Here is a 25,524-nt window from a genome sequence, read left to right on the forward strand (position 1 = left end):
ACCCCTTGTCTTTCTTGTCCTACTTCCCGATCCCCGATCCCCAATCCCCAACCCCTCCTTTCAATCTGGGTATTGGTGAGAAACGAACGGAACTTCTACTATTTCACCTGGGACTTCTCCAACTTTAACTTGCAAACCGACACCACCAGCTTTAGTACGGATATAGCCTAAACCACGATAACCATCGACAGTTTCAATACAACTGGTCAATTTACCGACTTTTTCATCCCCTACTGTAATTGCTGTTCCTGGTTCGACAGCAGCACTCAATTTTAGACCCCAAAGGTATTGTTTTACACCTTTATAAGTATTTAAACGGGCAATAGTTTCTTGACCAATATAACAACCTTTGTTAAAAGAAACTGTCTGCCATAAACCCACTTCCAAAGGATTGTAATCATCAGTCAGTTCTTGCTCTGGAAGGGGGCGACCTTGTGTAATTCGTAACGCTTCCCAAGCGCGATCGCTCATTGCTACTGCGCCTAACTCAACAATTTGATTCCAAACGGTTTCTTTAATAGAAGCTGGCAAAATCAGAGTGTAGCCAGGAGAAGCCAAACCACTACCAACAGCAATATCTATACCATTAAATACTTGGTGATTCCCGTAGGGTTGACCAATAATGGCGCTAGCGCCTAGCTTTTCAATTACGGTGTCACTAGCTGGCCCGATTAGACTCAAAGTTGCAGTTTCATCAGTGACATCAATAAGTTGTACCTTGTCTGCAAAAAAGATATAACGATCCAGCCACTGCAACAGATACTCACGACGGTTAGGCGAAACCAAAAGTAGCACTGCATCTGCCATTACATAGCCTGTTACTAAGTCAATGGTACGAGCAGTGGATGTCACAAAAACTGTATCACAGCCTTGTCCTGGTTGCAGTGTTTGAAAATCATTTGTGCTTTGATTATGCAAAAAGCGCAGACGCTCATCGTCAGATACTTTAATTCGTCCCCAGTGTGAGCGATCGCATATTGCAACTGTAGTTTTTGCCGCTTCGATAGCTGCTGTGTCTTGAGTGTCAATAGCAAATGTAGACATAGTAATGTGAATTGAAACTACGACAAAATCTATGTTTTGAAAATACAACCATCGAGAGAGCATCTCAATTTTTTCAATATATCGCGCTTGGGTTTAAATTTTTAGCGGTATATTGAAAAGGGATATTCCCATGCTATGAGACTGCTATTGAAATCGCAGGCGGTTTTTTATTTTTCTCGGCTACCCCTGTTTATTGAACCGATACAAAAAATTGATTCTTTAACTTTTAGAAATCTATTTTTTCTGCGTCTCAGCAGGGAACGGCGTATACTTGCCTCCCAATGCTTCTACAATAGACCGTGTATTTGCTGCCATCATTTTGCTGTAAGTATCACCCTCACTTTCAGCAGCACCTATGGAATCAGAATAGAGTTGACGCGGTGCTAACTTCACTCCTGCTTCTTGTGCAACTGTTTGAATTAAATTCGGGTTAATTGTCGTTTCCGCAAAAATTGCTGATACACCAATTTTTTTGATTGATTCTACTAATTGCTTAACAGTTTGAGCGCTTGGCTGTTCTTCAGTGCTAATACCGATCAGCGTACCTGCAATGGGTATTCGATAAGCACGTCCATAATACTGAAATGCATCGTGAGTGGTTACAAGTTTGCGTTTATTTGGGGGGATAGTTTGAATTTGTTGGGTAATCCAGCTATCTAACTGTTGTAATTCTGTAGTTAATTGCTGTGCATTCTGAGTAAATTCGGCTTTGTCTTCGGGTGATAACTTAATTAAACCATCTCGAATTGCATTCACCATCGCGATCGCATTTTTCACGTCACCCCAAACATGCGGATCTGGTACTACTTCACCCTTACCTTTGTCTAGCTGTAACGGTTTTGCTACTTCCCCCACCGCTAACTTCCGCGCCTTTGTTCCAGCAGCATTCATTAACTTAATCAGTCCAGGCTCTAAATTATACCCGTTATACAAAATCAAATCTGCTTCTTCTAAGAATCTACTATCTTGTGGTCTAGGTTCGTATACATGGGGATCTGTACCCGGTTGGAGAATTCCTGTTAGTTGAATTTCATCTCCTCCAACCTCCTCAGCCAAATCAGCAATAATCGTGCTAGTTGCGACAACTTGTGGCTTGTCATCCGCCCTTGAGTTAGAAGAATTCGATCCTGTACAAGCAAATAAAGCAATCGGTAAAAGTATTACTAAACAAGCATTTTGGCAGATATATCTCCAGCGTAAAGAAGCACAGACTAGGAAAACTAAAGGATAAAAATAGCTTCCTTGTCGCTCGTGTTCTCCTACTGCTTCCAGTCCTCTGTCTTGAGTATTAGTTTTACTTATATTCAACATTATCCCAGCTATAGATGTTCTCATATTCTTTTCATTTTTATAGTAAGCTGAAGCAAGAACTATAAAAAAACAATTATGGAAATGCTATTTTTACACCCAACCCAACCCCAAAAGAAAACAGTAGAAATGCTTAGTGCAGAGATCAAAACTATTGAAAATAATCCTAGTAATGCCATTAGCATTGCTCATTTAAGCGTGTATTATCGAGCAGTAGAAGCCCTCAGAGATATAAATTGCACTATCAAACCGGGACAACTCACAGGTATTTTTGGTCCGAATGGTGCTGGTAAAAGTACGCTGATGAAGGCGATGTTGGGGTTAGTTCCTAGTAGTAGCGGACAAATACTGTATAAAGGTAAACCCTTAATGCAGCAACTAGATCAAGTCGCCTACGTACCTCAACGCAGTCAAATCGATTGGACTTATCCCGCTACTGTTTGGGATGTAGTGATGATGGGAAGAGTAAAAAAAACAGGCTGGTTACGTGGTTTTAGTACGGTGAGTCGGCACGTAGCAAAAGCTGCTCTAGAACGAGTAGGGATGGGTGAATACCGTAATCGCCCAATCGGACAGCTTTCTGGTGGACAACAACAACGAGTATTTTTAGCACGCGCTCTAACACAGGAAGCAGATATTTTTTGCTTTGATGAACCTTTTGTAGGAATCGATCAAAAAACTCAGTCAGTGATTTTTGAAGTCTTCGGCGAACTCACCCAGGCTGGAAAAATAGTTCTTGTTGTCAATCATGACTTGGGTGAGTCTATCTCTCATTTTGATGAATTGATTTTATTAAATCGTGAATTAGTCGCCACAGGTTCTCGACAACAGGTATTAACAGAAGAAAACTTGTCCCGCGCCTACAGTGGTAATGTAATGTTTTGGAAAGAGGCAGCTTAATTAATCATTGGTCATTGGTTATTAGTCATTGGTCACTGGTATGACAAAGAACAAAAAATAAGTATGTTAGAAGCGTTGATTGAGCCTTTACAATATGGCTTTATGCAGCGATCGCTTGTGATCGCCATTTTGGTAGGGATGTTATGTGCAGTTGTCGGTAGCTACTTAATGGTGCAACGATTAGCTTTGCTAGGTGATGCGATCAGTCACTCGGTTTTACCTGGACTAGCGATCGCTTTTTTGGTAGGTAGTAATATTTTTATTGGAGCATTCATTGCTGGTGTTTTGAGTACAATGTGCATCGCTTTGATCAGGACGCGATCGCCAATCAAAGAAGACGCCGCAATGGGGATAGTATTTTCGGCATTTTTTGCTCTTGGTGTAACTTTAATTACTGTTATCCAGAAAGAAAATAAAATTGATCTCAATCATTTTCTTTTTGGTAATATTCTGGGTGTGACTACACAGGATGTCAGAGATACAGCGATCATTGCCGCTATAGTATTTATAGTCGTTTTTTTACTCTATAAAGAACTGCTATTTTATACTTTTGATCCTTTAGGCGCACAAGCCGCAGGTTTACCAGTCAATCGTCTCAACTTTGGACTAATGCTGTTGATTGCGTTAACAATAGTCGCCAGTATGAAAGCTGTTGGTGTCATCTTAGTTTTATCATTATTAATTACACCAGGTGCTACTGCCTATTTATTAGTTCAACGCCTGCACGAAGTCATGATTTTAGGTGCAGTAATTGGGGTAATTTCTAGTATCAGTGGTATGTATTTAAGTTACTTTTATAATTTGCCTTCTGGGCCTGCGATCGTTTTAGTAGTATCAGGATTATTTGTGTTGGCGTTGCTATTGAGTCCTAATCATGGTGTTTTTAATCACAGACAAAAGTTGAAAAATTAACACTGAGAATTCACAATTCAGTCTCATGTCAGAAAAAACCCACGCTTAAAAGCGTGGGATTGAAAAGCTTTGTTATTTTAGTACATTTGTACTGGTTAACACTCCACGACTAAAAGAGTGTAGGAGTGTCAACTTCTACCCTATTTAGGATTAATAGCGGTTACGGAAGTTGTTTCCTCTGTTACCACCATACGAACCCCTGTTTTCTTTAGGTTTGGCTTTATTCACTTTGAGGTCGCGTCCCATCCACTCAGCACCATCAAGAGCTTCAATGGCTGCGGATTCTTCAGCTTCTGTACCCATTTCTACAAAACCAAAACCACGCAAGCGGCCTGTCTCACGGTCAGTAGGTAGCTGAACCCGCTTTACAGTACCATATTCTGCAAAAACAGCATTGAGACTATCTTCTGTAACATCGTAAGAAAGATTGCCTACATAAATTGACATAGATTCTCTCCAAAATCATTAAGTGTGTAGAGATGAGCGACTTCGGAGAAAAGTCTGTCAATACCAAAAGGAAAAAACCCATCAATACTAAGAACAAACACGGTCGCCGAATGAACTCTCACCCTACCAGCATGACATAGCAACCAAAATATTGGGAGCTAAGTTTGAAAAACTGTTATAAAAAGTTATGTTAGCAATTAATAACTAAGTATAAGTTTAATTTTTATTAGTAAATAAATTAAACTGAGGATAACATACCATTATAGTTCACAAAATCTTAATTAAGTCAGCAAAGCCATAAAAACTAACAATTAATAATAGTAATGCTGTGAATTGGGTAACTCGTGTCTGAGGAGAGGGAGCGATCGCTTCTCGGACTAAAATAGAAATTGAAGCACCGACCACAAAACTTAAACCCAGTACCATATAAGGTATTTCTCTTGGTACAACACTAGAAATAGCCAACATGGTAATTGCTAGCGTCAACATTAACAGTTCCACAAACCGAGGTGGGTTGTATTGGCTAGATAAAATTAGAGTGTTTAACCAAAAACGCCAGCTTCTCATCACAAATCGACCATCTTTGACATTTTTGTCATTTGTTGCTAGTTGTTTGTTGTTGGTTGTCACAAACAACTAGCAACAATAAATTAACGAACACCTGTTTTCAATTGACCAGTACCATTTGTTTGTGCGGTGTCTTGTGATAGTTCTACACCAAAGACACGTGCAAAGGCTTTTTCCACTTTGTAACCAGAGTCAATTGATTCTAGAGGATCTTTTCTCAGTCTGTGACGTAAAGATAGTACAATCACACGACGGATATCATCAACAGTCACTTCGTTACGCCCTTCAAAAGCTGTTAAAGCTTTGGCGGCGCGGTTGGTGACAATATCGCCTCGTAAACCATCGACATCAAGTTCAGAACAGACTTCTGAAATTTTCACCCGCAGGTCATAATCAAGATTAACTGAGGGCAAAAGTTCTTGAGCATTGATAATGCGTTGTTGTAGTTCCTGTTGCTGGGATTGGTACTTTTCGACAAAAACAGGTGGATTTTGGTCAAATTCGGCCCGTTGCTCCACAATTTGCACACGCAATGTTGGTTCTTTGACAGTGTGAATTTCGGCGTGCATTCCGAAGCGATCGAGTAACTGGGGACGTAGTTCACCTTCTTCTGGATTCCCAGAACCAACCAGAACAAAACGAGCTGGGTGGCGGATAGAAATACCTTCCCGTTCTACTGTGTTCCAACCACTAGCAGCAGAGTCTAGCAGTACATCTACCAGGTGATCGTCCAGCAAGTTTACCTCATCCACATAGAGAATACCCCGGTTGGCTTTTGCTAAAAGTCCTGGTTCAAAGGCTTTTACACCTTCTGACAGGGCTTTTTCAATATCGATAGTGCCGCAAACACGATCTTCTGTAGCGCCCAGTGGCAAATCAACCATTTGGACTTTCTTATGATCAACGGGAATATCATCGCCAGTTTCGAGTTTTTGGCGGATTTCATCGCTCATCAAATCAGGATCGCTGGGGTGACTGTTGAAGAGATCATTCGCAACTACGGGAATTTCTGGCAGTAAGTCAGCCAGCGCCCGAATAGTTGTGGATTTGCCTGTACCGCGATCGCCCATAATCATCACACCACCAATTTTTGGGTCAATCACGTTCAATATCAGAGCCAGTTTCATTTCTTCCTGGCCTACAATTGCCGTAAACGGAAATACCACACGACGCGCAACAGCTGTTGGACTCACTAAACTACCTTTATCAATATTTTTATTTATTACCGTTTTTTATTGTGCCATAGATAGGGAGTGTAAGGGATGGCATTGGGTATTGGGCATTGGGCATTGACCACCAACAACCAACAACCAACAATCAACTACTTAGTTTGATGTTAGGATCTTTTAGTTACTGCTGTGAATCCTCGCGGTTGATGAATAAATTACTGGATGAAGCGCTGTCTATTGATATTGCTGCTCGCATCAAAAGCAAGGCTAATAAACCGTTTGATAATGCTTACAAAGCGGCCTTAGCGATTGAGGGATCTGTTTATGTGCAAGGATTTTTAGCTACCAAGGGTAAGCCTTATCAACCAATGGAATATGCTTGGATTGAGTTGAGCGATCGCATTATTGATCCTACCTTACCCCATCTCCATAAAAATGTAGAAGAAATTTGGTATTTTCCAGCACAATTATTAACCGTAAAAAAACTGAAAGCAATTATCGAAGAATCTCAAGAAGATTACCCAGAAGACGATCCATTACCAGTGTATGGCGACGCACCATATGACTATTACGGCGACGTGATGTTGGGTGGTAAAGAATACTTACAAGCCTTTCAAGCCGCAGAAGCGAAATGTAGAGAACTAAATAAGTCAATTGTTGAGAATAACTAAACTTATAACTGATAACTTAATTTGACTTACCATCACTACCAAAATACTCCCGGTAGCTGCAAATTTTGTCGCCACGTATATCAAAGGAAACAGCTACCCGATTTTTGTATGGTTCTCCCAATAACATCCCCTGATCTCGAAATTCAAATACAACTGTTGTTTCATTGCTAGTAACGCGGTCTAATGAAGTTAGTTTCAGTCCCGGATTGAAAGCTTGTGTAACGTATTGAAAAAACTCTTGCGCTCTTTGTTTACCAATATTCAACCCGTGAAATTTTCCCATCGGAAACCAAAAAGTAAAGTCTTCCGTGAGCATATCTAAAAACTGGTTCCAATCACCAGTTTCTAAACCATGTTGAAAGTATGCAAATGCTTGATGACCAACTTTTAAAGTATTTTCTGAATCTTGTGTCATACTTAGCTTCTCCATAAAAACCGTGGAAAAGTGCCTGTAAAACAAGCATATCTTGCGATACGCCATACGGCACACTACGTGAACGCTTCGTATATAAAAGCTCTAGAATTCAGAAATTGCAAAACTTTTCGGAGAGTGACACAAGAGGGCTAATAGAGTTCGGTAAACCTCATTACCAATAGCTCATCAAGAGTAGCCAAAGTTAATCTATCTACAGAAAAAGGCTGTACACTTATTGGTACGGCAACCTGCAATACTCAGTTTAAATTGGCGATCGCTAAAATTGAAGCGAAGCAAGAAAGCGAATGGAGGAGCCACCAGGATGCACACAACATACAATTCTGATAAGCGTAAATTGCTATCATCTCTGTGTCATGGGGCAATTTTTTTTAGTACAGCATTATTTTCGATTGGGGTTCCCATTGTAATTAACTTAATATCCGATGACCCAGTTGTGAAAAGCAACGCCAAAGAATCAATTAATTTTCACTTCAATGTTTGGTTCTGGGCAACAGTAATTGGAGTACCTATTGGGATTCTATCTTTTTTGACCTTTGGGATTGGCGGAATTTTGTTTTTCCCCGTTGTTGCTTTTGGTTTTCTACTGCACTGGGGACTGACTATTTGGGCTTTGTTAAAGTGTTTCAGCAATCCTGATGAACCTGTGCGTTATCCATTTATTTTCCGACTGTTCTAGTACTGATCAATTTTTAGAACATTGGTTGCGTCAAAAGCCATATATTAAAAGCGATCGCTTGCTTGGATAGGATTTATCTGTTGAGTTGGGCGATCGCTTTATGTTTACCTTGATATTCTTCACTTGGCGCTAGCAAATACCTGCTTGAGTGAGATGCATATAAATCAAGTTTTTGAATAATTGTATCACTTCGATAAATATTATATTTTCTTTCGTACATATCCCAACAGACTCTTGTGTTCTAACTTCAGAATCTGTGGTATAATTATTAACAGAGTGATATTCATTTTGGCTAATAATTTTCCCATATTTGAATAAAGGTTCCATTACCAAAGCAAGATGTTTACTAAAAAGTTGTAGCTGCTTGAGATCGTCATTCGTGAATTTGCGGGAACCAAAAATACCAACATGAAGGACACCGTTTACTTGGTTTTTAAGTACCAGTGGAACACCAAGTATTGAGCGGATTCCCTTGTGACGCAGAATTGGACTCACTACTTCTATTTTTGACAAGTCGTCCACAATCATAGATTCGCCCCTCGCAGCGATTTTACCTGCAAAACCAAAACCGAGGGGAATTCGGATACCTTCTAAAATTTCCTCCTCTAGACCAATGGTGGCATAAACAGCTAATTGCTGACTATTTTCTGTTGGTAATAGAACTGTAATCGTGTCTAAACTCATGAATGTGCGTATGTTCTCAAGCAAGGCCCGCAGAAGGTTTTCAAGAACCAAATCAGTAGGTACAGTCTCGTTGATGCTGAGGTGCTGAAAATTCATCCCAGGAGTCTTATTAATCGTGCTAAGTTCTGCATTGGGTTGAATGAAAAGATCATTGCGATCTTTGTAAATGTATTTTTGATTTGGTTCCCTACTATTGTGACTTTTGACGATCACATCAAATAAACGCAACCCATGATTACCAATAATCCTCAGTTTTCTGACTTGAGTCTGGTTGTTGTCAGTCTGAACTATAGCGCGGAACAAACAGCTAGTATTTTCTCCAACGTAGTCAGCAAACTTCTGGAGTTCCTCTTGACTCATTTCAAGTACAATGCAATTTGATGCGTTCTTAGAGATTTTCTCCGGATTGCGAGCCTCCAAAATTGTTGTTAGGTGAGCGTGCAGACACTTAGACTCATCATGGTTGAGGGTAATACAGTTAAGTCTATGAATCAAGCGGCTTGCTTCAGAAAGTTCAGAAACCGGAGTTGATGATTTGACATAGTGATCTTGGCGCGGATTCCCTTTTTGAAACCAGATTAGCAAACGGGTTAAGCCCAGAAGAAATTCATGAATCATAATTTCAAATCCATTTGAATCTGTTTCAAATTTCTATATTCTTCTAGAGAATATAAAGGAATTACGATAATAGTATTTACTATAGCAATCCGAAATCATTAAGTGAGATACTCAGAAATAATTGGGCGAATAAAATTTATTACCCAATAAATAAAGCCCACTTACGTGGACTTTATTAAAATAACCAATTGAAGCAGATTTTGTCTATTTAGCTGCTATTACTAATTGCCATCAAAGAATAAAAGTTTACTTTTCGATAAGATTTTATTCCTAAGTAATCTTTCGCGAATTAACTCGATGGCTATAGGATTTTTGCATTCATGTTATTTTCAAGTTTGGCTGTGAAATTCTCTGACTTAACAGCAAAGCGAGTCTTGACATGATCTGCCAATCGGATTGCCAAAGCGATAATAGTCAACGTGGGATTGGCGTAGCCTCCTGTTGGGAAAATAGAACTACCTGCGATAAATAAATTCGAGATACCGTGAACCTGACAATTTGCATCTACAACACCCTGTTTGGGATCAACATGCATCCGCGTTGTTCCCATATTATGGTGCGTACTAAAAGCCAGAACTACCGGAAGTTCTCCATCACGTTCAATCTGCAATTCACCCAAGCCTGCACAAGCAATCTCTTCTGCTAGAATTGCTTGCGATCGCTTGATGCTGCAAATGTCTATTTCACTCCATCGAAAAGTTAACTGTGCTTGAGGACAACCAAGCCTGTCAACTTTATTACTAAGTGTTACCCGATTATCAGGATTTGGGACTTGTTCAGTTTGGCTCAAGACTTCAAACTTTACATATCTGTTTTCGTTACCTTCATGATCTGACCATCCGCCATAACTCAAATCAGGGAACAAATATTCCCGTTTAATATGATATTTATACCAATCACTCACAAGGTGATCAATATGGGTGATCACATTACCTAAATGTTGAACAGCATTTTTGGGAATCTGTCCACGTCGAATTGAAGACAACAAAGTTTTTGCAGAAGCTTTGGCTGGCGATTTATATTTCTCGTCTCTGGGAAACAGGATAAAACTCATATTAAGTAATTGCTCACGCTGCATCACTTGTTCACTCAAGTGAAGTTTTCCCATGACTGGTACATTATTAACTCGGCGTAAATCATATAAAGCTGTGGAATTGAAGATTTTTCGACTAGAAGGATAAAGCATACCAGAGCGAAGAATCGGATGATCCATAAAAAATCTGCCGACAACATCGTTTTGATTGGCTAATCCAGTCTTTTGAATTTTGTTGGATAGCAGTAACAAACGTGCATTTTCGATACCACCTGTAGCTAAGATAAATATTTTGGCAACTATCCAAAATTGATTACCGTCGAGACAAGCTAGGCGTATACGAGTTACATTCTTAGCTGTTTCGTCAGTCTCAATTTCTACAACGTTTGAATTTAAATAAGTAGTAATATTAGGAGACTCGTTAATTTGTTTGCGATATTCATTGGTGAAAATATCGCGAGGTCCAAATTGAAACATGCTGGTAGTTACGCGATCGCCAATGAAGGGTAACTGAGGAGATTGAGCATTTTCCCAACTCAGAGCATCATAAGTAAAAGGACCGAGTTTGCAGACTTCATGAGCGCGTTCGTAGTAAGGATTCAGGTGATATTTATTAAAAGGCCAGCCACTATATGGCACACAATCACGTTTTTCAAAGTCTATCTCGTCCAAGGTCATATGCCTCAGACCAAGTTGATTTTGATTAATTTCAACATTCCAGACATTAGCATGTCCACCAAACTGACGATGACGCATATCTTGTAAGTTTGGAAAAGGATCACCAACAGTTTCACCCTCACTTAGAGATTGCGTCTGTTGATTAAATTCTAGATCGCCACTTTCTACTAAACATACTCGAAAGTCTTGCCCAATCAATTCCCGTGCTAGTGTAATCCCCGCAGGTCCAGCGCCAACAATACAAACTTCTGTTTGAATAACTTCATTTTCTGATAACTTCCGGCTATCAATAAACATCAATTTAATCTCCTCTTGTATTTTCTGGATACCTATAGCAATATCCCCATACATGGCAATATTTTTTGGTAGCTCACTAGCGTTTTCTAATCAAGAATATTTATGACGCTCAGTCATAAGTAGGTCGGCACAAATAAAGCTAACTCGTGAGAGTTGTTATTCGTCATTTGTCATTTTTCATTGGTATAAGGTTTTCAACGGTTTTATCTTTCTTGACATAGTGATTTTTATTTCCGCCTACTTACTTAGTTCTTAAGATTAATCAGATTTAAAAATCTTTGCCAAAATAGACATTTTATCCTGACATACAAAAATCTCGTAAATTTTAAAGACATACGAATGTAACAGTATTTTTCACCATGAGATACTGCCACACTCTTATGGTGTGATAAATTAACTATTTCCCAATTACATAAAATATTTTTCGTAACAAGTTAGATATTTATGAATTTAGCTCATTTGTATGAAGACTAATTGATATTAAGCTTATAAGTTAATTTTCTGATGCTGTATTTAGAAATCAAAAAAATAGCCTCATCTTTGTAAAGATATGACAAAGTTTCATCTCTCTAGAGTATGAGCTTGTCTCCAGTACGGTTCAGTTAAGTGAAAAGTCAGGGATAAGTAGTCGCACAAAATTAAATTCATTCGTGGAGATCAGGGAACTCTTAACAGGTTAAAGAATGTGTAATTAATTCTGTTTAAGTACTTATCAAGAAGACAAGATCTCCGACTTCGCATGAATTGTCGGGGATCTGGGCTTTGCGATTCTTCCCCTCCCCGCGTGCCTACGGTGTACACAGAAGTCTTATAAAGTTGCCTAGTAGCGTTTTGATCCCCCCTAACCCCCCTTAAAAAAGGGGGAACTAGAATCAAAGTCCCCCTTAAAAAGGGGGATTTAGGGGGATCAGAGGATTTATGTGTACACCGTAGCCCCGCGTGCGGGGAGGAGATTAAGGGGTGGGGTGCGTATTGGACACAACCGAGAACTGCAATAGGATTGCTATATAAACTTTGTATATTCTACTTTTAAAGTAGAAATTAAACTCGATACTGATGTCTCAACCCACTCAAAAGAATTTAAGTCGAATCGCAGTGATTTTTCAAAATTTCGCTGCCATTTCCATCAGTATATTTTGGGTATGGCGTTCTGGTTCATCCTTGCCAGGATGGCGCTGAGTATAGGAACCATCTGATTTTAATTCCCAAGCTTGGCGATTGTCTGCCAGCATAATTTCGAGAATATTTTGCAAATTTTGTAAAATATTTGGATCTTCCACTGGGGTCACGGCTTCCACACGTCGATCTAGATTACGAGGCATCCAATCAGCACTACCGATGTATATTTCATCGCGTCCATTGTTGTGGAAATGAAAAATCCGTGAGTGTTCTAAAAAGCGACCGATAATACTAATTACCCGGATATTTTCGCTCACATCGAGAATTCCGGGACGCAAGCAGCATATACCCCGAATAATCAAGTCTATTTCTACACCAGCTTGCGATGCTTCGTACAAGGTAGCAATGATTTTTGGGTCTACCAATGAGTTCATTTTGGCGATGATTCGACCCTTTTGACCGTTTTGGCTGTGTTCGATTTCTCGACGAATTAGGGCAATCATGCGATCGCGCATAGTTACGGGCGATACTAGCAGCTTACGGTAGTAATTCTGACAAGAATAGCCAGTTAGGTAATTGAATAAATCTGTTAAATCTGCACCTAATTCTTCTCGGCAACTCAGCACTCCTAAATCAGTGTACAACTTGGCTGTCTTGGGATTGTAGTTACCAGTACCGATGTGGACGTAGCGACAAATCTTTTCGGCTTCCTGACGTACCACCAATACAATTTTTGTGTGCGTCTTCAATCCTACCAATCCATAAACGACATGTACACCTGATTTTTCTAATTTCTGCGCCCAAGTAATATTATTTTCTTCATCAAAACGGGCTTTTAATTCTACCAAGGCAGCAACTTGTTTACCACTTTCTGCCGCAGTAATTAGAGAACTAACAATTTCAGAATCCCCAGAAGTCCGATACAGTGTCATCTTGATCGCCAAAACTTGAGGATCGCGGGCTGCTTGGGCAATAAATTGTTCTACTGAAGCGCTAAAGGATTCATAGGGATGATGTACTAGCAAATCATTTTGCTGAATTACAGAGAAAATATTCTCTGCTTCGTCTAATTGAGCAACATTACTTGGTTGATGAAAATGACGCAGACGTGCGGGAATTACAGGTGTCCAAGGTTGATCTTTGAGTTCCGGCAATGGTAAAGCCATGAAGGACATTAAATCCTTTAAATTGATTAAACCATCTATTTCATAGACATCACTTTCAGATATTTGCATTTCTTGGACTAGCATCTTTCGCACAGATTTTGGCATTGATGGTTCAATTTCCAATCGCACCACAGAACCACGAAAGTGTCGCCCACGTAATTCTTGTTGAATTGCTAGTAGTAAGTCATCTGCTTCTTCTTCAACTACTGATAGATCAGCTTTGCGAGTCAGTCGAAACAGATGATATTCTTTAATAATCATGCCTGGAAACAAGGCATCTAAATTGTGAGCAACTACCTGTTCAATGGGTACACCAGTCCAATGATTTAATTTGCCATTTTGTGGTTCTAATTCTTTGGGTAAGGCAATAAATCGAGGCAAAATATTCGGAACTTTGACTCTAGCAAACTTTTCTTCTCCTGTGACTGGATCTTTGACAACTACCGCCCAGTTGAGGCTGAGATTTGCCATTAAGGGGAAGGGATGACTAGGATCTACTGCTAGAGGTGTGAGAACTGGGAAAATTCGTTGTTTAAATAAATCTTCTAAGTAGGAACGTTGTTCTCCACTGATGTTTGTGTAATTGAGAAGATGGATACCGTGAGATGCCATTTCTTTTCGCAGTACCTTCTCAAACAGGTTATGTTGTTCTATGACCATCGGACGCAAAAGTTGAGCGATCGCTTCTAATTGTTCCTGTGGTGTACGTCCATCTGGAGTTCGTTTGCTTAAGAGTGCTTGCACTTGATCTTTAATTATTGCCACACGAACCATGAAAAATTCATCTAAATTAGAGCTGAAGATAGCAGCAAATTTAAGTCTTTCGAGTAACGGTGTACGGGTATCTGACGCCTCATGCAAAACTCGACGATTGAATTCTAACCAACTTAATTCGCGATTCAAGTAATATTGTGAGTCGCTGAGATTGATTGTTTTGGCTATTTCTTTGGATTTGGTCATTCTATTTTGGATTTTAGATTTTAGATTTTGGACTTCGGATAGACTCGAATGCGTGGAATCTGCTTGCTCTGTACAATCAAATAATTATTAGTCGTGTTAGTGTTTATTTTTTACGAATACTCAACATTTTTGGACTAAAACTAGAAATTTTAATACACTAATATCCATTAATAGTTAATTTAATTTGTTATCTCAGGTATTGCACTATCTTTTATTTAATTTTTTGGCGTAACTATATCAGTCTCTTAATTTTAGATTAATGAAAATTAAATATAAGGTTAACTAAATTTTAAATATAAATTAAGTATCAATTAATTAAACTTGCGATCGCCTTGTCTGATTAATACTTATCATTAAGAATGATGCAAGGACAAGGAAAAGGGGACAAGGGTGATAAGGAGGACAATAGAGAATAATCTGTGTCCATCAGTATTCGTTTGAACAAAAATCCATCTAGTTGAGCAAAATACTTATGAAAGTATATGAACTCCAAAGTAATGCAGGTATTGACGCCCTGAAATTAGTGGAACGCCCAGAACCAAAACCTCAAGCAGATCAAGTCCTCATCCGCGTCTACGCTACATCTCTCAATTACCGTGACTTGATAGTAGCCGCAGGAAATTATAATCCTACGCAGAAATATCCACTCATTCCCATGTCTGATGGTGCAGGTGAAGTGGTGGGTGTAGGTGAAGGTGTAACGCGAGTTAAAGCAGGCGATCGCGTCGCTGGTATTTTCTTTCAAGACTGGATTTATGGTCAACTTACCCGCCAGAAGATGAAATCTGATTTGGGGAGTGGTATTGATGGTATGTTGGCAGAGTATGTTGTTTTACACCAAGATGGGGTGGTAATATTACCTGATTATCTATCCTATGAAGAAGGTGCAACCTTACCCTGTGCAGCTGTGACAGCATGGCACGCATTGGTAACTAAAGGCAATATCAGCGCCAGTGACACTATATTATTACTTGGTACAGGTGGAGTATCTATATTTGCTCTCCAGTTTGCCAAAATCTATGGTGCGAGAGTGATTATTACCTCTAGCAGCGAGGAGAAACTAGCACGCGCCAGAGAATTAGGTGCTGACGAGACGGTTAACTACAAGATAATACCGGACTGGGAAAAACAAGTTTATGAATTGAGCGATCGCACTGGTGTAGATCATGTGATCGAAGTAGGTGGTACTGGCACTTTACCAAAATCTCTACAAGCTGTCCGAATTGGCGGACGCGTAAGCTCGATTGGAGTTCTATCGGGTAGGGGAGAGGAAGTAGATCCTTTACCAATACTTTTTAAAAGTCTGACAGTGCAGGGAATTTACGTAGGTAGCAGAGAAATGTTTGAATCAATGAATCAAACCATTGCTCAACATCAAGTTAAACCCATCATAGATAAAGTATTTCCGTTTAATCAAGCACAAGAGGCTTATCGTTACTTGCAAAGCGCAGCTCACTTTGGAAAAGTAGTGATTAAACTGACACAGTGAAGCGGGGATGAGGTGAAGTGGAGATGTGGTGAAGTGAGGATGTGGAGAGATTTGAATGATTAGTAATCAACTGGTTTACAGCCTAATTCTTCTAGCTTGACTTTCATCTCTTCGTAGTTTTTGAAGTAAAAATATTGCCGATTTTTTAAATCAACAACGTAGTAGCCATTTTGTCCTCCATATAGCTCTAACAGTACACTGAAGACTTCTTTTCTAGTTAATCCAAAGTGTTTTTCGATGGAATTATGTATAGATTTAGCCGCCTCAATTTCTGATTGTTTTAGAGCTTTTCCTAAAGTTAGGGTAGTTTTTTCAATTAAAAAATCATTATCTTTTCTCCAGTATGTCACTATGTGAAATGGTCTAGTATAGGATTTTCTAGTTGGTATTTTTTTCAACTCTTCAGATGAGTTGATAATTTGATACCTTTGAGTAAATTCTTTTTCCATAATTGCCTCTCAAGCAGTGTCTGAGTTTATCCCCACAACACTTAAAATCAGGCGTGGGGATAAATATTGAATTAGTTAGGATCTATTTGGGACGAGATCCATTACCTTTTTCATCTTTATCTTCTTTCACTATTTGTTCTCTCTCAACCGGATGACCTGAGCTTTCCTCCATATATTCTCCTCCTCCCAAAGGAGTAAATATCTCACCAATATTCTTTTCATGAGCTTTTCCGTTTCTTTCACTTTCTTTTCTACTGTTCATATATAATTCCGCGCATTGCAATTGAAGAGCAAGAAAGTGGTAGTAAGTAAATTACTACCACGAACGTTTTTTTGCACAAAAACATGTGCTGAGTCTTAGCCAAACTCAGCAAATTGAGGTGAAGGCAAGCTTGTCAAGTCCTTTACCTTTGGCAATTTGATCTCGACCTACTTCCAGAAGCGATATGTTCAATATTCACCCGCTTTTAAGTCCACTACTTCTGGAGTAACTGATGCTGTCGTTAATTGAAATAATATTATAGTCCAGCTCCTGTAAAATTACTGATAAAAAAATTCCTTTCCTATTGATTGCAAAACTGGGGACACTGCTTTACAGCGATCGCCTCAAGTTACCAGTCGCAAGCGATCGCTTGTTGCTTTTGTTTTGGTAATTGGTAATTGATCTCTCCCTTGTCCCCGTACGCGTAGCGTCTCCTCTGGAGAATCCCCGATCCCCGTCCCCTATTTTCAATTTCTCAAATTCAACAAAGCCACCTTAACCACTCTAGTATTAAAATGCTGTGGGATAGTTGCTACAGAAACGGACGGAGGAAATGTAATCAGTGGAGATTTTAGATATATTTCGTAAAGTTGGGCCAGTGATTTGGCCATTGCTTTTGTTTTCAGTATTGTCGTTAAGTGTGATTTTAGAGCGTCTATGGTTCTGGTTACGAATTTTAAATCAAGAAAAGGAAATTGTTAATCGCGTTCTACAAGCTGCGCGTAACGATTGGGAAATCGCCAGGGATATGGCTCAACAAGCAACTGACCAGCCAATTGGTAGGTTTTTGTATGCTCCTTTAAGTCAGCCAATAAGCAATGCTGAACTGTTTCGACTAGCATTAGAGTCAACAGCAGAAACTGAATTAGCTCACATGCGACGAGGTGAAAAAGTTTTAGAACTTGTTATTGCTGTTTGTCCTTTGTTGGGATTGTTTGGTACAGTCTGGGGGTTAATTGGATCTTTAGAATCAATTCGGATTGGCGATTTGGGAACAGAAGCAACAGCAGGAGTGACTACAGGTATTGGAGAAGCTCTATATAGTACAGCTATAGGAATGGGAGTCGCTATTGTCAGCTTGATCTTCTATCGATTTTTTCAAGCTTTACTAGTCAATCAAGTCAAGATATTTCGTCAAGCAGGAAATGATTTGGAAATGCTTTATTTGCAATCATCGCCTGATTTGAGCAAAGGTAAATCTAACTTCGACGAGCCTAAAGTTATTGTTCGGGATTCTACTGGTGGAAAATTCATCACCCCGCGCAAGCGAACTCAAAATCAATTTTCTGAACATCCAGAAATTTCAGATCCAGATCCATCTGATTCTGAACAGTAAGTTATCTGTTGTTGGTTGTTTGTTGTTTGTTTTTGGAACAATCAACCATCAACTATCAACCATTAATTAATCAGCATTAATCAGCAATTACTAATTACGGTCTTAACACCAAACAAGTAATATGAAAATTAATTTACATACTCCCATTGAAGATGCTCAAGTTCAGATAATTCCTTTAATTGATGTCATTTTTTGTATTTTGACGTTTTTTATCTTGGCATCTTTACAATTTACTCGTCAGCAAGCAATTAATGTTGACTTACCTAAAGCCAGTTCCGCAACAGCAGGTAATATCAATACATCGCAAAGCCAAAACATTTTACCTGTAACTATTGATGCTGTTGGTCAAACCTATGTAGAAAAACAACCCATTCAACGCGAACAGCTAGCAGGGATTTTAAGAAATTATTTGCAGAAAAATCCCAATGGTACTTTAGTACTGAATGCTTCTCGTTCAGCAACTTATAACGATGTCATAGAATTATTAGATTTGCTGCGACAAGTGGGAGGCGATCGCGTATCTTTAGGAATCATACCAGGCTCTTCAGACAAGCCAGCCAGTTCTTCACCTCTTAATCCTCCCTCTTTTCCAGTTAACCCTGGCGCAGCACCAGTTACTCCATTCAATCCCCAAGGTGAGCTTAACCTCAACTCTCCTGCTATTCCTAATTCAGTTCCCTTTCCTGCTGCACCTGGTCAGTCTAACACTGGTAGTTCTCCTCAACAATCCACAGCACCAGGTAAAACTAATTCTGCTCCCTAAATATGAAGTTAACAGACGGGCTTCGCTAACGCACGTCTGTTAACTTTCTAAACCTAAAGATATCTAAAATAAATTTTCGCTAGTTAAAGTTTTTCTGCTAACTTACAAATTAAAGCTTCATCTTCGGTTTGTTTCTCTACATCAACCGATTGAATTTTCTTGCCTTTTTTTGACCAATCGCCATTCAAGTGTTAGAGGTTGTGGCAATGAATATTGTATCGCTTTTTCTTGCTTGGTTAGTAGTAGCTGCTAGCTTTTATATTATTAGTAAATTGCCTTTTATAGGAGTAGAAATTGATACTCCTCAAAAAACTTTGGTTTCTGCTGCTGTATTTGGAGTTGTGACAGCATTAGTTAAACCAATACTAGAGTATACATTTAAGCTACCAAATATTTTGACATTTGGATGGCTTGATGGATTTTTCTCATTTTTAATTACTGTTATCTGCTTTGGGATAGCAGCATATTTAGTACAAGGATTTCGTCTGCGTTTTGGGATTTGGAGTGCAATTTTAGGAGCGCTAACACTCTCGATAGTGATGAAGATAATTTATACTATTTTACCATTAAATAGTTAGTATAGGATTCCTATTTTATTTTTGAACAAAACTCAGTACACATCTAGCTTCCTTTTTTTCTTTCTTTCCCTATTGCCTATTGCCTATTGCCTATTGCCTGCCTCCACGAGTAAATTCATTAATCAAATCGGATTGCTATAGCTATTCAGTTATCAGCTATCAGTAGAAATTGGTAACTAATTACTAACAAGGAACATCCCTCTCAATACTACTCGGATAAGACAAATAGATTGACCAAGCCCCTTTGGGGCGGGTATAAGGGTGTAGGGGTAATATATAGCCCTACTAACAAATGTAGAGACGCGCCATCATAGCACGTCTTTACAACAATCAATAATCAATAACCCAATACGCTTGGTGTTAAGTATTTTTAGTACAAAAAAATTGATGTATACCAGACGCGAAATTACCCTGTGGGATCTTGCTACGCGTCTGGTACAAATGATTGTGAGCTTAACACCAACTGTATTGACCAATAACCAACAATCATTATTTATTCGCTAGCAGTTGGAGGTGTAACTGTAGCACTAGATTGTTGACCACGTTGCTCACGTTTTTTGCGATCAGCTGAGAGCATATCTGCCATTACTACCAATGCTTGAGTCATTTTATCTAAATTGGAAAGATAAAGTTCCAAATCTTTATTGAGTTTATCATCAGATAAATGTAAGCCAGCTGAAATGGATTTGAGTGCTTCAGTGCGTTGTTTTTCGTCTTTGACTAGTTCTGGATCTGAGAGTTCTAACAAAGAGAATAAACCGATCCCAAACAAACGACTGTATTTAAATTTAGGATTGCTGGCGATCGCTTGCAGATGGGATTGTAAGTCAGCATCTCGATTTAACTGAGTTTGTTGGCTTAAACCAGCAATTAAATCTTGAGGTGGTAGACTTTTTGCTATGTCTTGCAAACGTTGAGCATCCTGTCTATAGATTTGCGGATCTGCTTCTATTGACCGCAGTAGGGCGTTAAATATCGATTCCTTGTCCGATTCAGGTTGATAACCTTGCATAAATCGGTCGAAGCAAGTAACGACGCCTAAAGCAAAAATTGGGTTATGGCTGAAATCAATATTTACTGCGAGCAGGTGCATTTCTACCATCAATTCCTCTACCACTCTCCGATAAATGGTATTAATCGGTCGGGTGTGGAGAGTGTGGAAAGTGCGCTTTGTATCTGATACCGTACGGACGTTATTCACAAAAAAAATTTCAATATTTTAGGGCGACGTATGTTTATTTTCTCGCTTACAGGTCACTTTGCCAAGTTTGGGTTTTGAGGGGATTGGGGATTAAGTGCTAGTTCGGTTAAGCTAAAATCCATAGACGCGATAGCGGCTTCTCAAAGAGTAATCTAAAATCTAAAATCCTATGACCTCTTCACTAGAGTTAATAGCCCTAGCTCAATATCTAGCGGGTGAATTTGACAATAGAGAACAAGCTTTGGCAGAACCTGCTTGGTACGTCCACCTACGTTTGTGGCAAATACCTATACCTCTATTTTCAGAAGACAGTATTACTCTATTTGCCGAACAAGCCAATATTGTTAAATTAGACCAACCCTACCGCCAAAGAATAATGCGGCTCACGTCAGGGTACGACCAAAATGTACCTCTAAAAGTACAATATTATATGCCTAAAGACCCAGCAGCTTTACGGGGTGCTGGTCGTAACCCTTCGTTACTTAAAACCCTGACACCTGATAAACTAGATTTGTTACCTGGTTGCGTTCTTAACGTTAGTCAAGAAACAGTAGCTCCCAACCAATATAAATTTACTGCCAATCCACCTGCAAATACTCGTTGCTGCTTTAATTACGCAGGTAACACCATACAAGTTTCCTTGGGGTTTGAAGTTTCTCAACAAGAGTTGAAAACTTACGACAAAGGAATTGACCCTAACACTGGTAGCGCAACTTGGGGAGCGATTATGGGTCCTTATCGCTACACCAAGCGAGAACAGTAGTGACTTAGTGGATAATTCCTCTTAGTTCAAGTCTATGACGCGAACAGTGAGATCTTACTTTTTACTTTTTACTTTTTACTTTTTACTTTTTACTTTCTAAATGTGGTCTGAATTAACACTAGCAATCGCTCACATCAATATTCCTGCTGATTGGCTCGGCATCAGAGTAGTCAAAGAAACATTGTTTCATCGTGCTGTTCGTGATGGCTTACCCCAACGCCACGGCAAATCTGCCACCACAGGAGCCATGCTAGAAGTCATGGTTAACGGCTGTATTGGCTATGCAGCAACTAATTCTCTCCAACTAACAAGTTTACAAAATGCTGCCAAAAAGGCGTATCAACAAGCACTCGCAGTTCAACAATGGTGGATACATCCGTTTAAAGCTGCTAGCGAACGTCCTAGAGTAGTTGGTGAATACGTTTCGCCATTTCTTGAGCCACTAGATGCTCTAGATACTAAGGAAATTAACGATTTGCTAGTCCGTATTTGCCAAACCCTCAAAGTTTCCGAGCAAATCGTCAAAACTACGGCTGGTGCAAATACAGGCGAACGAGAAACATGGTTTGTCAGCAGCAACGGCTCAGAAGTTTATCAAAAATTTCTGTTTCTCAGTACCCATTATGGAGCGATCGCCCAAGATGGAGCGATCGTCCAACAACGCACCAACAACGGCTGGGAAGCCAATTATTTCCAAGGAGGTATGGAATTACTCGAACCAGACAATCTTTGGCAAAAAGTGCAGCAAATAGGAGAGGGCGCAGTAGAACTTTTAACAGCACAAGAATGTCCAACTACACGCACTAATTTAGTATTAGCCCCAGACCAAATGATGCTACAAATTCATGAAAGTGTGGGACATCCCCTAGAATTAGACAGAATTTTAGGTGATGAACGTAACTACGCTGGTGGTAGCTTTGTCCACAAAAATGATTTTGGGGTTTTGGTGTATGGTTCTCCCCTGATGAATATCACTTTTGACCCCACTGTACCTGGTGAATCAGCTAGTTATGGTTACGATGACACTGGTGCTGTCGCCACACGAGAATATTTAATCAAAGAAGGTTTGCTATTGCGGGGTTTAGGTAGTTTAGAAAGCCAAAAAAGAGCAGGTATCCCAGGAGTAGCTTGTGCGCGTGCTTGTTCTTGGAATCGACCCGCAATTGATCGCATGGCAAACTTAAATTTAGAACCAGGTAAAGCTTCGTTTGAGGAAATTATTGCTGACATAGAACACGGCGTTTACATGGAAGCTAATCGTTCTTGGTCAATAGACGATCGCCGCTATAAATTTCAATTTGGTTGCGAGTACGCTAAATTAGTTGAAAACGGAAAATTAACCAAAACCTTGCGTAATCCTAACTATCGAGCTACGACTCCAGAATTTTGGCACAGCTTAACCAAAATTGGAAACTCCTCAACCTGGGAAATGTACGGTACTCCTTACTGTGGTAAAGGAGAACCAAATCAAGTTATTTGGGTAGGACATGGTTCACCCGTTTGTCTATTTACCAACGTCGAAGTATTCGGCGGCGATACGTAAAAATTATTAGGGGTGTAAGGGTATAAGAATGTAAGGGTGTAGGAATTTATGAAACGATGATTATATTCATCACTCATTGCTTTATAAAAAACCTACACTTGTTGCTCCTTGTCCTGTTTGTCCTCCTTGTCCCCACCACCTGCTACAACGCGGGGGACCCACGCAACGCAGTGGCTCCCCTTGTCTCCTCAATCCCCGTTACCCCTCATCCCCTCCAGTGGCCCCCACCTGCCCCTTATCCCCAGAGGGGACCCCTACCTTCCCCAATCCTCATTATGAACAACCAGGAACTCACTGCTTTAGAAATCAGCTTTAACCAACTGATTGATACTTTATTGCTTAAAAAACTAGCAACTGAAGAATTTACTGTCAGATTAAATAGCGAACGCAGTCAATTTACTCGCTTTAATCATGCCAAAGTTAGACAAACTGGTTTAGTGGCTGATGGCTGGATTGACCTAAGTTTAATACAAGGCCAGCGCAGTAGTTTTAGACAAATTCCTTTTACTGGAAATTGGGAAATCGATTGGGAAGTCACATATCAAGCTTTGCAAGAATTACGCGCAGAACTTCCTTTTGTACTTTTAGATCCTTATTTAGTATTGCCATCAGGAACTAATACTAGTCGAGAAGTATATTCTGGTAATTTATTGACTGAAGAAGCAGTAGTATCAAATATTTTAGAATCAGTCCCAGAATTAGATTTTACAGGTTTGTATGCTGGCGGAGTTGTAGTTAATGCTTATGCTGATTCTCTAGGACAAAAACACTGGTTTGCTACTGATTCTTTTACCCTAGATTATTCTATATTTAACAGCGAAAGACAAGCTGTTAAAGGTATATTTGCAGGTAGCGATTGGCATCAACAAGCTTATATCAATAAAATTCAAGAAGCAAAAAAACAACTAAAATTACTGGCTCGTCCAGTTAAGCAGTTACCACGGGGACAATATAGAACTTATTTTGCCCCAGAAGCGGTTGACAACTTATTAATGATGCTTTCTTGGGGTGCTACCAGTGAAGCTGATTTACAACAAGGAAATAGTGCTTTAGCTGCTCTTTCGCGTCAAGAAAAACAGCTTTCTTCTAAGTTTAATCTCAAAGAAAACTTTCAACGAGGAACAGTACCACGTTTTAATGAATGGGGAGAAATGACAGCCCTGGAATTACCAATAATTACTCAAGGAAGATTAGTCAATACCTTGATAAATTCTCGTACCGCCAAAGAATATCAAAAAACTCCTAACGGTGCTAATAGTCATGAATCTTTGCGATCGCCAGAAGTAAATCCGGGGAGTTTAGAATTTGATCAAATTCTGCCAAATTTGGATACAGGATTATATGTATCAAACTTACATTATTTAAATTGGAGCGATCGCCCCACGGGTAGAATTACAGGTATGACGCGTTATGCCTGTTTTTGGGTAGAAAATGGCGAAATCATCGCACCCATAGAGAATTTGCGGTTTGACGATAGTCTTTATCGTTTTTGGGGTGAAAATTTACTCGATTTCACCAATTTTCAAGAATTTATCCCCGAAGTCGGAACTTATGAAGGTCGGCAACTGGGAGGTAGTATGGTTCCTGGGATGTTGGTGGAAGATTTTACTTATACATTGTAAGGTAATGATCTGTATCAACTATTTCACAAAAATTATCCTTTCATGTAAAGATTAAAATAAATGTTGAGTTTCTGTGATGGTGCAGACCTGTAGGTGTTTTACATGGAGACTCAATTTTTATGCCTGAAAGCCTTACCTGTTCTGGGTTTGAAGCATTTACATAAAAATAGAGGTTCGCGCAATGTCTAAAACTCTTCCCAGTAAAGCATTTGAGCCAATTTTTTATTATGCACTCTTGACAGTGCGATCTCTCAAACGCTATATTTACTCCAGGTCTGCACCACTGAACCTTGAAAACCAAATACAGCAAGGCTACTGGATTGAGCAGTTGCAACTAACATTAATCCCTATTAGGGATTGAAACTTACCCTTCAATTGAAAGGCCTTATGACAGAACGGGTTGCAACTAACATTAATCCCTATTAGGGATTGAAACATGAAACTGACGGCATTACTAACTTGCGCGATCGCGTTGCAACTAACATTAATCCCTATTAGGGATTGAAACTCTTTTTCTAAGAGATAATCAACAACCTCTTGGTTAGTCATTGTTGCAACTAACATTAATCCCTATTAGGGATTGAAACATAAAATCTTTCAGCAAATACATCCACAAATTTTAATGTTGCAACTAACATTAATCCCTATTAGGGATTGAAACTATTAAATAATAAGACGTGACTTTATTCTCAAACTCAAGTTGCAACTAACATTAATCCCTATTAGGGATTGAAACCATATCTTTGAATGTACTCTTCACAAGAAAACCATGTTGCAACTATAGCGTTTACCGGTCTAATGAAGTACATTTATTAAGATAAAGCTGTGCATCT

At 39.4% G+C, this 25,524-nt stretch carries 23 protein-coding genes and 1 CRISPR repeat array; of the genes, 11 read left to right on the plus strand and 12 right to left on the minus strand.

The features are described 5' to 3' along the window. Nucleotides 1–60: 60 nt before the first annotated feature. Both ygfZ and AC5JMK_RS15215 read right to left on the minus strand, forming a co-directional pair. Nucleotides 61–1,044, minus strand: coding sequence for a CAF17-like 4Fe-4S cluster assembly/insertion protein YgfZ (gene ygfZ, locus AC5JMK_RS15210; protein ID WP_096675782.1), 984 nt, complete (start codon nucleotides 1,042–1,044; stop codon nucleotides 61–63). Between the two features lie 234 nt (nucleotides 1,045–1,278). Continuing rightward, nucleotides 1,279–2,355 (minus strand): metal ABC transporter substrate-binding protein, encoded by a 1,077-nt coding sequence (locus AC5JMK_RS15215; RefSeq protein WP_096675783.1) that lies wholly within the window; start codon nucleotides 2,353–2,355, stop codon nucleotides 1,279–1,281. Between the two features lie 75 nt (nucleotides 2,356–2,430). Between AC5JMK_RS15215 and AC5JMK_RS15220 the strand changes: the two genes are divergently transcribed. Both AC5JMK_RS15220 and AC5JMK_RS15225 read left to right on the plus strand, forming a co-directional pair. Continuing rightward, nucleotides 2,431–3,252, plus strand: a complete 822-nt coding sequence (locus AC5JMK_RS15220; RefSeq protein ID WP_096675784.1) for a metal ABC transporter ATP-binding protein — start codon at nucleotides 2,431–2,433, stop codon at nucleotides 3,250–3,252. Nucleotides 3,253–3,315: 63 nt separating this feature from the next. Further along, a complete protein-coding gene (locus AC5JMK_RS15225) occupies nucleotides 3,316–4,164 on the plus strand; it encodes a metal ABC transporter permease (RefSeq protein ID WP_096675785.1) in 849 nt (282 codons plus the stop codon). Between the two features lie 150 nt (nucleotides 4,165–4,314). Here AC5JMK_RS15225 and rbp read toward each other — a convergent pair whose 3' ends face one another. The 3 genes from rbp to bchI all read right to left on the minus strand — a co-directional run bounded on the left by rbp (nucleotide 4,315) and on the right by bchI (nucleotide 6,371). Further along, nucleotides 4,315–4,611: an RNA-binding regulator gene (gene rbp / locus AC5JMK_RS15230; RefSeq protein WP_026719452.1), complete on the minus strand. Its 297-nt coding sequence runs from the start codon at nucleotides 4,609–4,611 to the stop codon at nucleotides 4,315–4,317. A 267-nt stretch (nucleotides 4,612–4,878) separates the two neighbouring features. Beyond that, nucleotides 4,879–5,178 carry a hypothetical protein gene (locus tag AC5JMK_RS15235; RefSeq protein ID WP_096678929.1) on the minus strand — a complete coding sequence of 100 codons (300 nt, stop codon included), beginning with the start codon at nucleotides 5,176–5,178 and terminating at the stop codon, nucleotides 4,879–4,881. A gap of 83 nt (nucleotides 5,179–5,261) precedes the next feature. Further along, nucleotides 5,262–6,371 (minus strand): magnesium chelatase ATPase subunit I, encoded by a 1,110-nt coding sequence (gene bchI / locus AC5JMK_RS15240; protein WP_096675786.1) that lies wholly within the window; start codon nucleotides 6,369–6,371, stop codon nucleotides 5,262–5,264. A gap of 182 nt (nucleotides 6,372–6,553) precedes the next feature. Here bchI and AC5JMK_RS15245 point away from each other — a divergent pair, with 182 nt between their 5' ends. Next, nucleotides 6,554–7,018: a hypothetical protein gene (locus tag AC5JMK_RS15245; protein ID WP_096675787.1), complete on the plus strand. Its 465-nt coding sequence runs from the start codon at nucleotides 6,554–6,556 to the stop codon at nucleotides 7,016–7,018. Between the two features lie 16 nt (nucleotides 7,019–7,034). Here AC5JMK_RS15245 and AC5JMK_RS15250 read toward each other — a convergent pair whose 3' ends face one another. Beyond that, complete coding sequence (locus AC5JMK_RS15250) at nucleotides 7,035–7,433, minus strand: nuclear transport factor 2 family protein (protein ID WP_096675788.1); 399 nt, start codon at nucleotides 7,431–7,433, stop codon at nucleotides 7,035–7,037. Nucleotides 7,434–7,755: 322 nt separating this feature from the next. Here AC5JMK_RS15250 and AC5JMK_RS15255 point away from each other — a divergent pair, with 322 nt between their 5' ends. Further along, on the plus strand, nucleotides 7,756–8,130 hold the full coding sequence (locus AC5JMK_RS15255) for a DUF4870 domain-containing protein (RefSeq protein ID WP_096675789.1): 375 nt from the start codon (nucleotides 7,756–7,758) through the stop codon (nucleotides 8,128–8,130). A gap of 129 nt (nucleotides 8,131–8,259) precedes the next feature. On the opposite strand, the gene AC5JMK_RS15260 is transcribed toward AC5JMK_RS15255, so the two are convergent. The 3 genes from AC5JMK_RS15260 to ppk1 form a co-directional block, all read right to left on the minus strand. Further along, nucleotides 8,260–9,432 carry a GAF domain-containing protein gene (locus AC5JMK_RS15260; RefSeq protein ID WP_495910476.1) on the minus strand — a complete coding sequence of 391 codons (1,173 nt, stop codon included), beginning with the start codon at nucleotides 9,430–9,432 and terminating at the stop codon, nucleotides 8,260–8,262. A 301-nt stretch (nucleotides 9,433–9,733) separates the two neighbouring features. Continuing rightward, complete coding sequence (locus AC5JMK_RS15265; protein ID WP_495910477.1) at nucleotides 9,734–11,440, minus strand: GMC oxidoreductase; 1,707 nt, start codon at nucleotides 11,438–11,440, stop codon at nucleotides 9,734–9,736. 1,103 nt (nucleotides 11,441–12,543) lie between these two features. Further along, a complete protein-coding gene (gene ppk1, locus AC5JMK_RS15270; RefSeq protein WP_096675793.1) occupies nucleotides 12,544–14,685 on the minus strand; it encodes a polyphosphate kinase 1 in 2,142 nt (713 codons plus the stop codon). 472 nt (nucleotides 14,686–15,157) lie between these two features. Here ppk1 and AC5JMK_RS15275 point away from each other — a divergent pair, with 472 nt between their 5' ends. Beyond that, complete coding sequence (locus AC5JMK_RS15275; protein ID WP_495910478.1) at nucleotides 15,158–16,174, plus strand: zinc-dependent alcohol dehydrogenase family protein; 1,017 nt, start codon at nucleotides 15,158–15,160, stop codon at nucleotides 16,172–16,174. A gap of 59 nt (nucleotides 16,175–16,233) precedes the next feature. On the opposite strand, the gene AC5JMK_RS15280 is transcribed toward AC5JMK_RS15275, so the two are convergent. Both AC5JMK_RS15280 and AC5JMK_RS15285 read right to left on the minus strand, forming a co-directional pair. Further along, nucleotides 16,234–16,623 carry a hypothetical protein gene (locus AC5JMK_RS15280; protein WP_096675795.1) on the minus strand — a complete coding sequence of 130 codons (390 nt, stop codon included), beginning with the start codon at nucleotides 16,621–16,623 and terminating at the stop codon, nucleotides 16,234–16,236. Between the two features lie 82 nt (nucleotides 16,624–16,705). Further along, complete coding sequence (locus tag AC5JMK_RS15285; RefSeq protein WP_096675796.1) at nucleotides 16,706–16,885, minus strand: competence protein ComE; 180 nt, start codon at nucleotides 16,883–16,885, stop codon at nucleotides 16,706–16,708. A 562-nt stretch (nucleotides 16,886–17,447) separates the two neighbouring features. Here AC5JMK_RS15285 and AC5JMK_RS15290 point away from each other — a divergent pair. The 3 genes from AC5JMK_RS15290 (at nucleotide 17,448) to AC5JMK_RS15300 (ending at nucleotide 19,562) form a co-directional block, all read left to right on the plus strand. After that, the gene (locus tag AC5JMK_RS15290) at nucleotides 17,448–18,221 is read left to right on the plus strand and encodes a MotA/TolQ/ExbB proton channel family protein (RefSeq protein WP_096675797.1); all 774 of its coding nucleotides are present in this window, start codon (nucleotides 17,448–17,450) and stop codon (nucleotides 18,219–18,221) included. A 121-nt stretch (nucleotides 18,222–18,342) separates the two neighbouring features. Continuing rightward, nucleotides 18,343–18,984, plus strand: a complete 642-nt coding sequence (locus tag AC5JMK_RS15295; RefSeq protein ID WP_096675798.1) for an ExbD/TolR family protein — start codon at nucleotides 18,343–18,345, stop codon at nucleotides 18,982–18,984. Between the two features lie 206 nt (nucleotides 18,985–19,190). Continuing rightward, entirely contained in the window at nucleotides 19,191–19,562 is a 372-nt protein-coding gene (locus AC5JMK_RS15300) for a phage holin family protein (RefSeq protein WP_096675799.1), read from the plus strand. Nucleotides 19,563–20,055: 493 nt separating this feature from the next. Here the strand turns inward: AC5JMK_RS15300 and psb29 are convergent, their stop codons facing one another. Continuing rightward, complete coding sequence (psb29, locus tag AC5JMK_RS15305) at nucleotides 20,056–20,763, minus strand: photosystem II biogenesis protein Psp29 (protein WP_495910479.1); 708 nt, start codon at nucleotides 20,761–20,763, stop codon at nucleotides 20,056–20,058. A 169-nt stretch (nucleotides 20,764–20,932) separates the two neighbouring features. Between psb29 and AC5JMK_RS15310 the strand changes: the two genes are divergently transcribed. The 3 genes from AC5JMK_RS15310 (at nucleotide 20,933) to AC5JMK_RS15320 (ending at nucleotide 24,691) form a co-directional block, all read left to right on the plus strand. Next, complete coding sequence (locus AC5JMK_RS15310) at nucleotides 20,933–21,526, plus strand: chromophore lyase CpcT/CpeT (protein WP_096675801.1); 594 nt, start codon at nucleotides 20,933–20,935, stop codon at nucleotides 21,524–21,526. A gap of 100 nt (nucleotides 21,527–21,626) precedes the next feature. Next, nucleotides 21,627–23,069, plus strand: a complete 1,443-nt coding sequence (locus AC5JMK_RS15315; protein ID WP_096675802.1) for a TldD/PmbA family protein — start codon at nucleotides 21,627–21,629, stop codon at nucleotides 23,067–23,069. 275 nt (nucleotides 23,070–23,344) lie between these two features. Continuing rightward, nucleotides 23,345–24,691: a TldD/PmbA family protein gene (locus tag AC5JMK_RS15320; protein WP_096675803.1), complete on the plus strand. Its 1,347-nt coding sequence runs from the start codon at nucleotides 23,345–23,347 to the stop codon at nucleotides 24,689–24,691. A 327-nt stretch (nucleotides 24,692–25,018) separates the two neighbouring features. Then, a CRISPR array of direct repeats spans nucleotides 25,019–25,427; the repeat unit is 37 nt; unit sequence GTTGCAACTAACATTAATCCCTATTAGGGATTGAAAC. Nucleotides 25,428–25,524: the final 97 nt, after the last annotated feature.

This window comes from Pelatocladus sp. (assembly GCF_059505505.1).

What these genes read in the sequence shown, in the direction of transcription:
- ygfZ (WP_096675782.1), bottom strand. Translation starts at nt 1,044, where the DNA reads ATGTCTACATTTGCTATTGACACTCAAGACACAGCAGCTATCGAAGCG.
- AC5JMK_RS15215 (WP_096675783.1), bottom strand. Translation starts at nt 2,355, where the DNA reads ATGTTGAATATAAGTAAAACTAATACTCAAGACAGAGGACTGGAAGCA.
- AC5JMK_RS15220 (WP_096675784.1), top strand. Translation starts at nt 2,431, where the DNA reads ATGGAAATGCTATTTTTACACCCAACCCAACCCCAAAAGAAAACAGTA.
- AC5JMK_RS15225 (WP_096675785.1), top strand. Translation starts at nt 3,316, where the DNA reads ATGTTAGAAGCGTTGATTGAGCCTTTACAATATGGCTTTATGCAGCGA.
- rbp (WP_026719452.1), bottom strand. Translation starts at nt 4,611, where the DNA reads ATGTCAATTTATGTAGGCAATCTTTCTTACGATGTTACAGAAGATAGT.
- AC5JMK_RS15235 (WP_096678929.1), bottom strand. Translation starts at nt 5,178, where the DNA reads ATGAGAAGCTGGCGTTTTTGGTTAAACACTCTAATTTTATCTAGCCAA.
- AC5JMK_RS15245 (WP_096675787.1), top strand. Translation starts at nt 6,554, where the DNA reads ATGAATAAATTACTGGATGAAGCGCTGTCTATTGATATTGCTGCTCGC.
- AC5JMK_RS15250 (WP_096675788.1), bottom strand. Translation starts at nt 7,433, where the DNA reads ATGACACAAGATTCAGAAAATACTTTAAAAGTTGGTCATCAAGCATTT.
- AC5JMK_RS15255 (WP_096675789.1), top strand. Translation starts at nt 7,756, where the DNA reads ATGCACACAACATACAATTCTGATAAGCGTAAATTGCTATCATCTCTG.
- AC5JMK_RS15260 (WP_495910476.1), bottom strand. Translation starts at nt 9,432, where the DNA reads ATGATTCATGAATTTCTTCTGGGCTTAACCCGTTTGCTAATCTGGTTT.
- AC5JMK_RS15265 (WP_495910477.1), bottom strand. Translation starts at nt 11,440, where the DNA reads ATGTTTATTGATAGCCGGAAGTTATCAGAAAATGAAGTTATTCAAACA.
- ppk1 (WP_096675793.1), bottom strand. Translation starts at nt 14,685, where the DNA reads ATGACCAAATCCAAAGAAATAGCCAAAACAATCAATCTCAGCGACTCA.
- AC5JMK_RS15275 (WP_495910478.1), top strand. Translation starts at nt 15,158, where the DNA reads ATGAAAGTATATGAACTCCAAAGTAATGCAGGTATTGACGCCCTGAAA.
- AC5JMK_RS15280 (WP_096675795.1), bottom strand. Translation starts at nt 16,623, where the DNA reads ATGGAAAAAGAATTTACTCAAAGGTATCAAATTATCAACTCATCTGAA.
- AC5JMK_RS15285 (WP_096675796.1), bottom strand. Translation starts at nt 16,885, where the DNA reads ATGAACAGTAGAAAAGAAAGTGAAAGAAACGGAAAAGCTCATGAAAAG.
- AC5JMK_RS15295 (WP_096675798.1), top strand. Translation starts at nt 18,343, where the DNA reads ATGAAAATTAATTTACATACTCCCATTGAAGATGCTCAAGTTCAGATA.
- AC5JMK_RS15300 (WP_096675799.1), top strand. Translation starts at nt 19,191, where the DNA reads ATGAATATTGTATCGCTTTTTCTTGCTTGGTTAGTAGTAGCTGCTAGC.
- AC5JMK_RS15310 (WP_096675801.1), top strand. Translation starts at nt 20,933, where the DNA reads ATGACCTCTTCACTAGAGTTAATAGCCCTAGCTCAATATCTAGCGGGT.
- AC5JMK_RS15315 (WP_096675802.1), top strand. Translation starts at nt 21,627, where the DNA reads ATGTGGTCTGAATTAACACTAGCAATCGCTCACATCAATATTCCTGCT.
- AC5JMK_RS15320 (WP_096675803.1), top strand. Translation starts at nt 23,345, where the DNA reads ATGAACAACCAGGAACTCACTGCTTTAGAAATCAGCTTTAACCAACTG.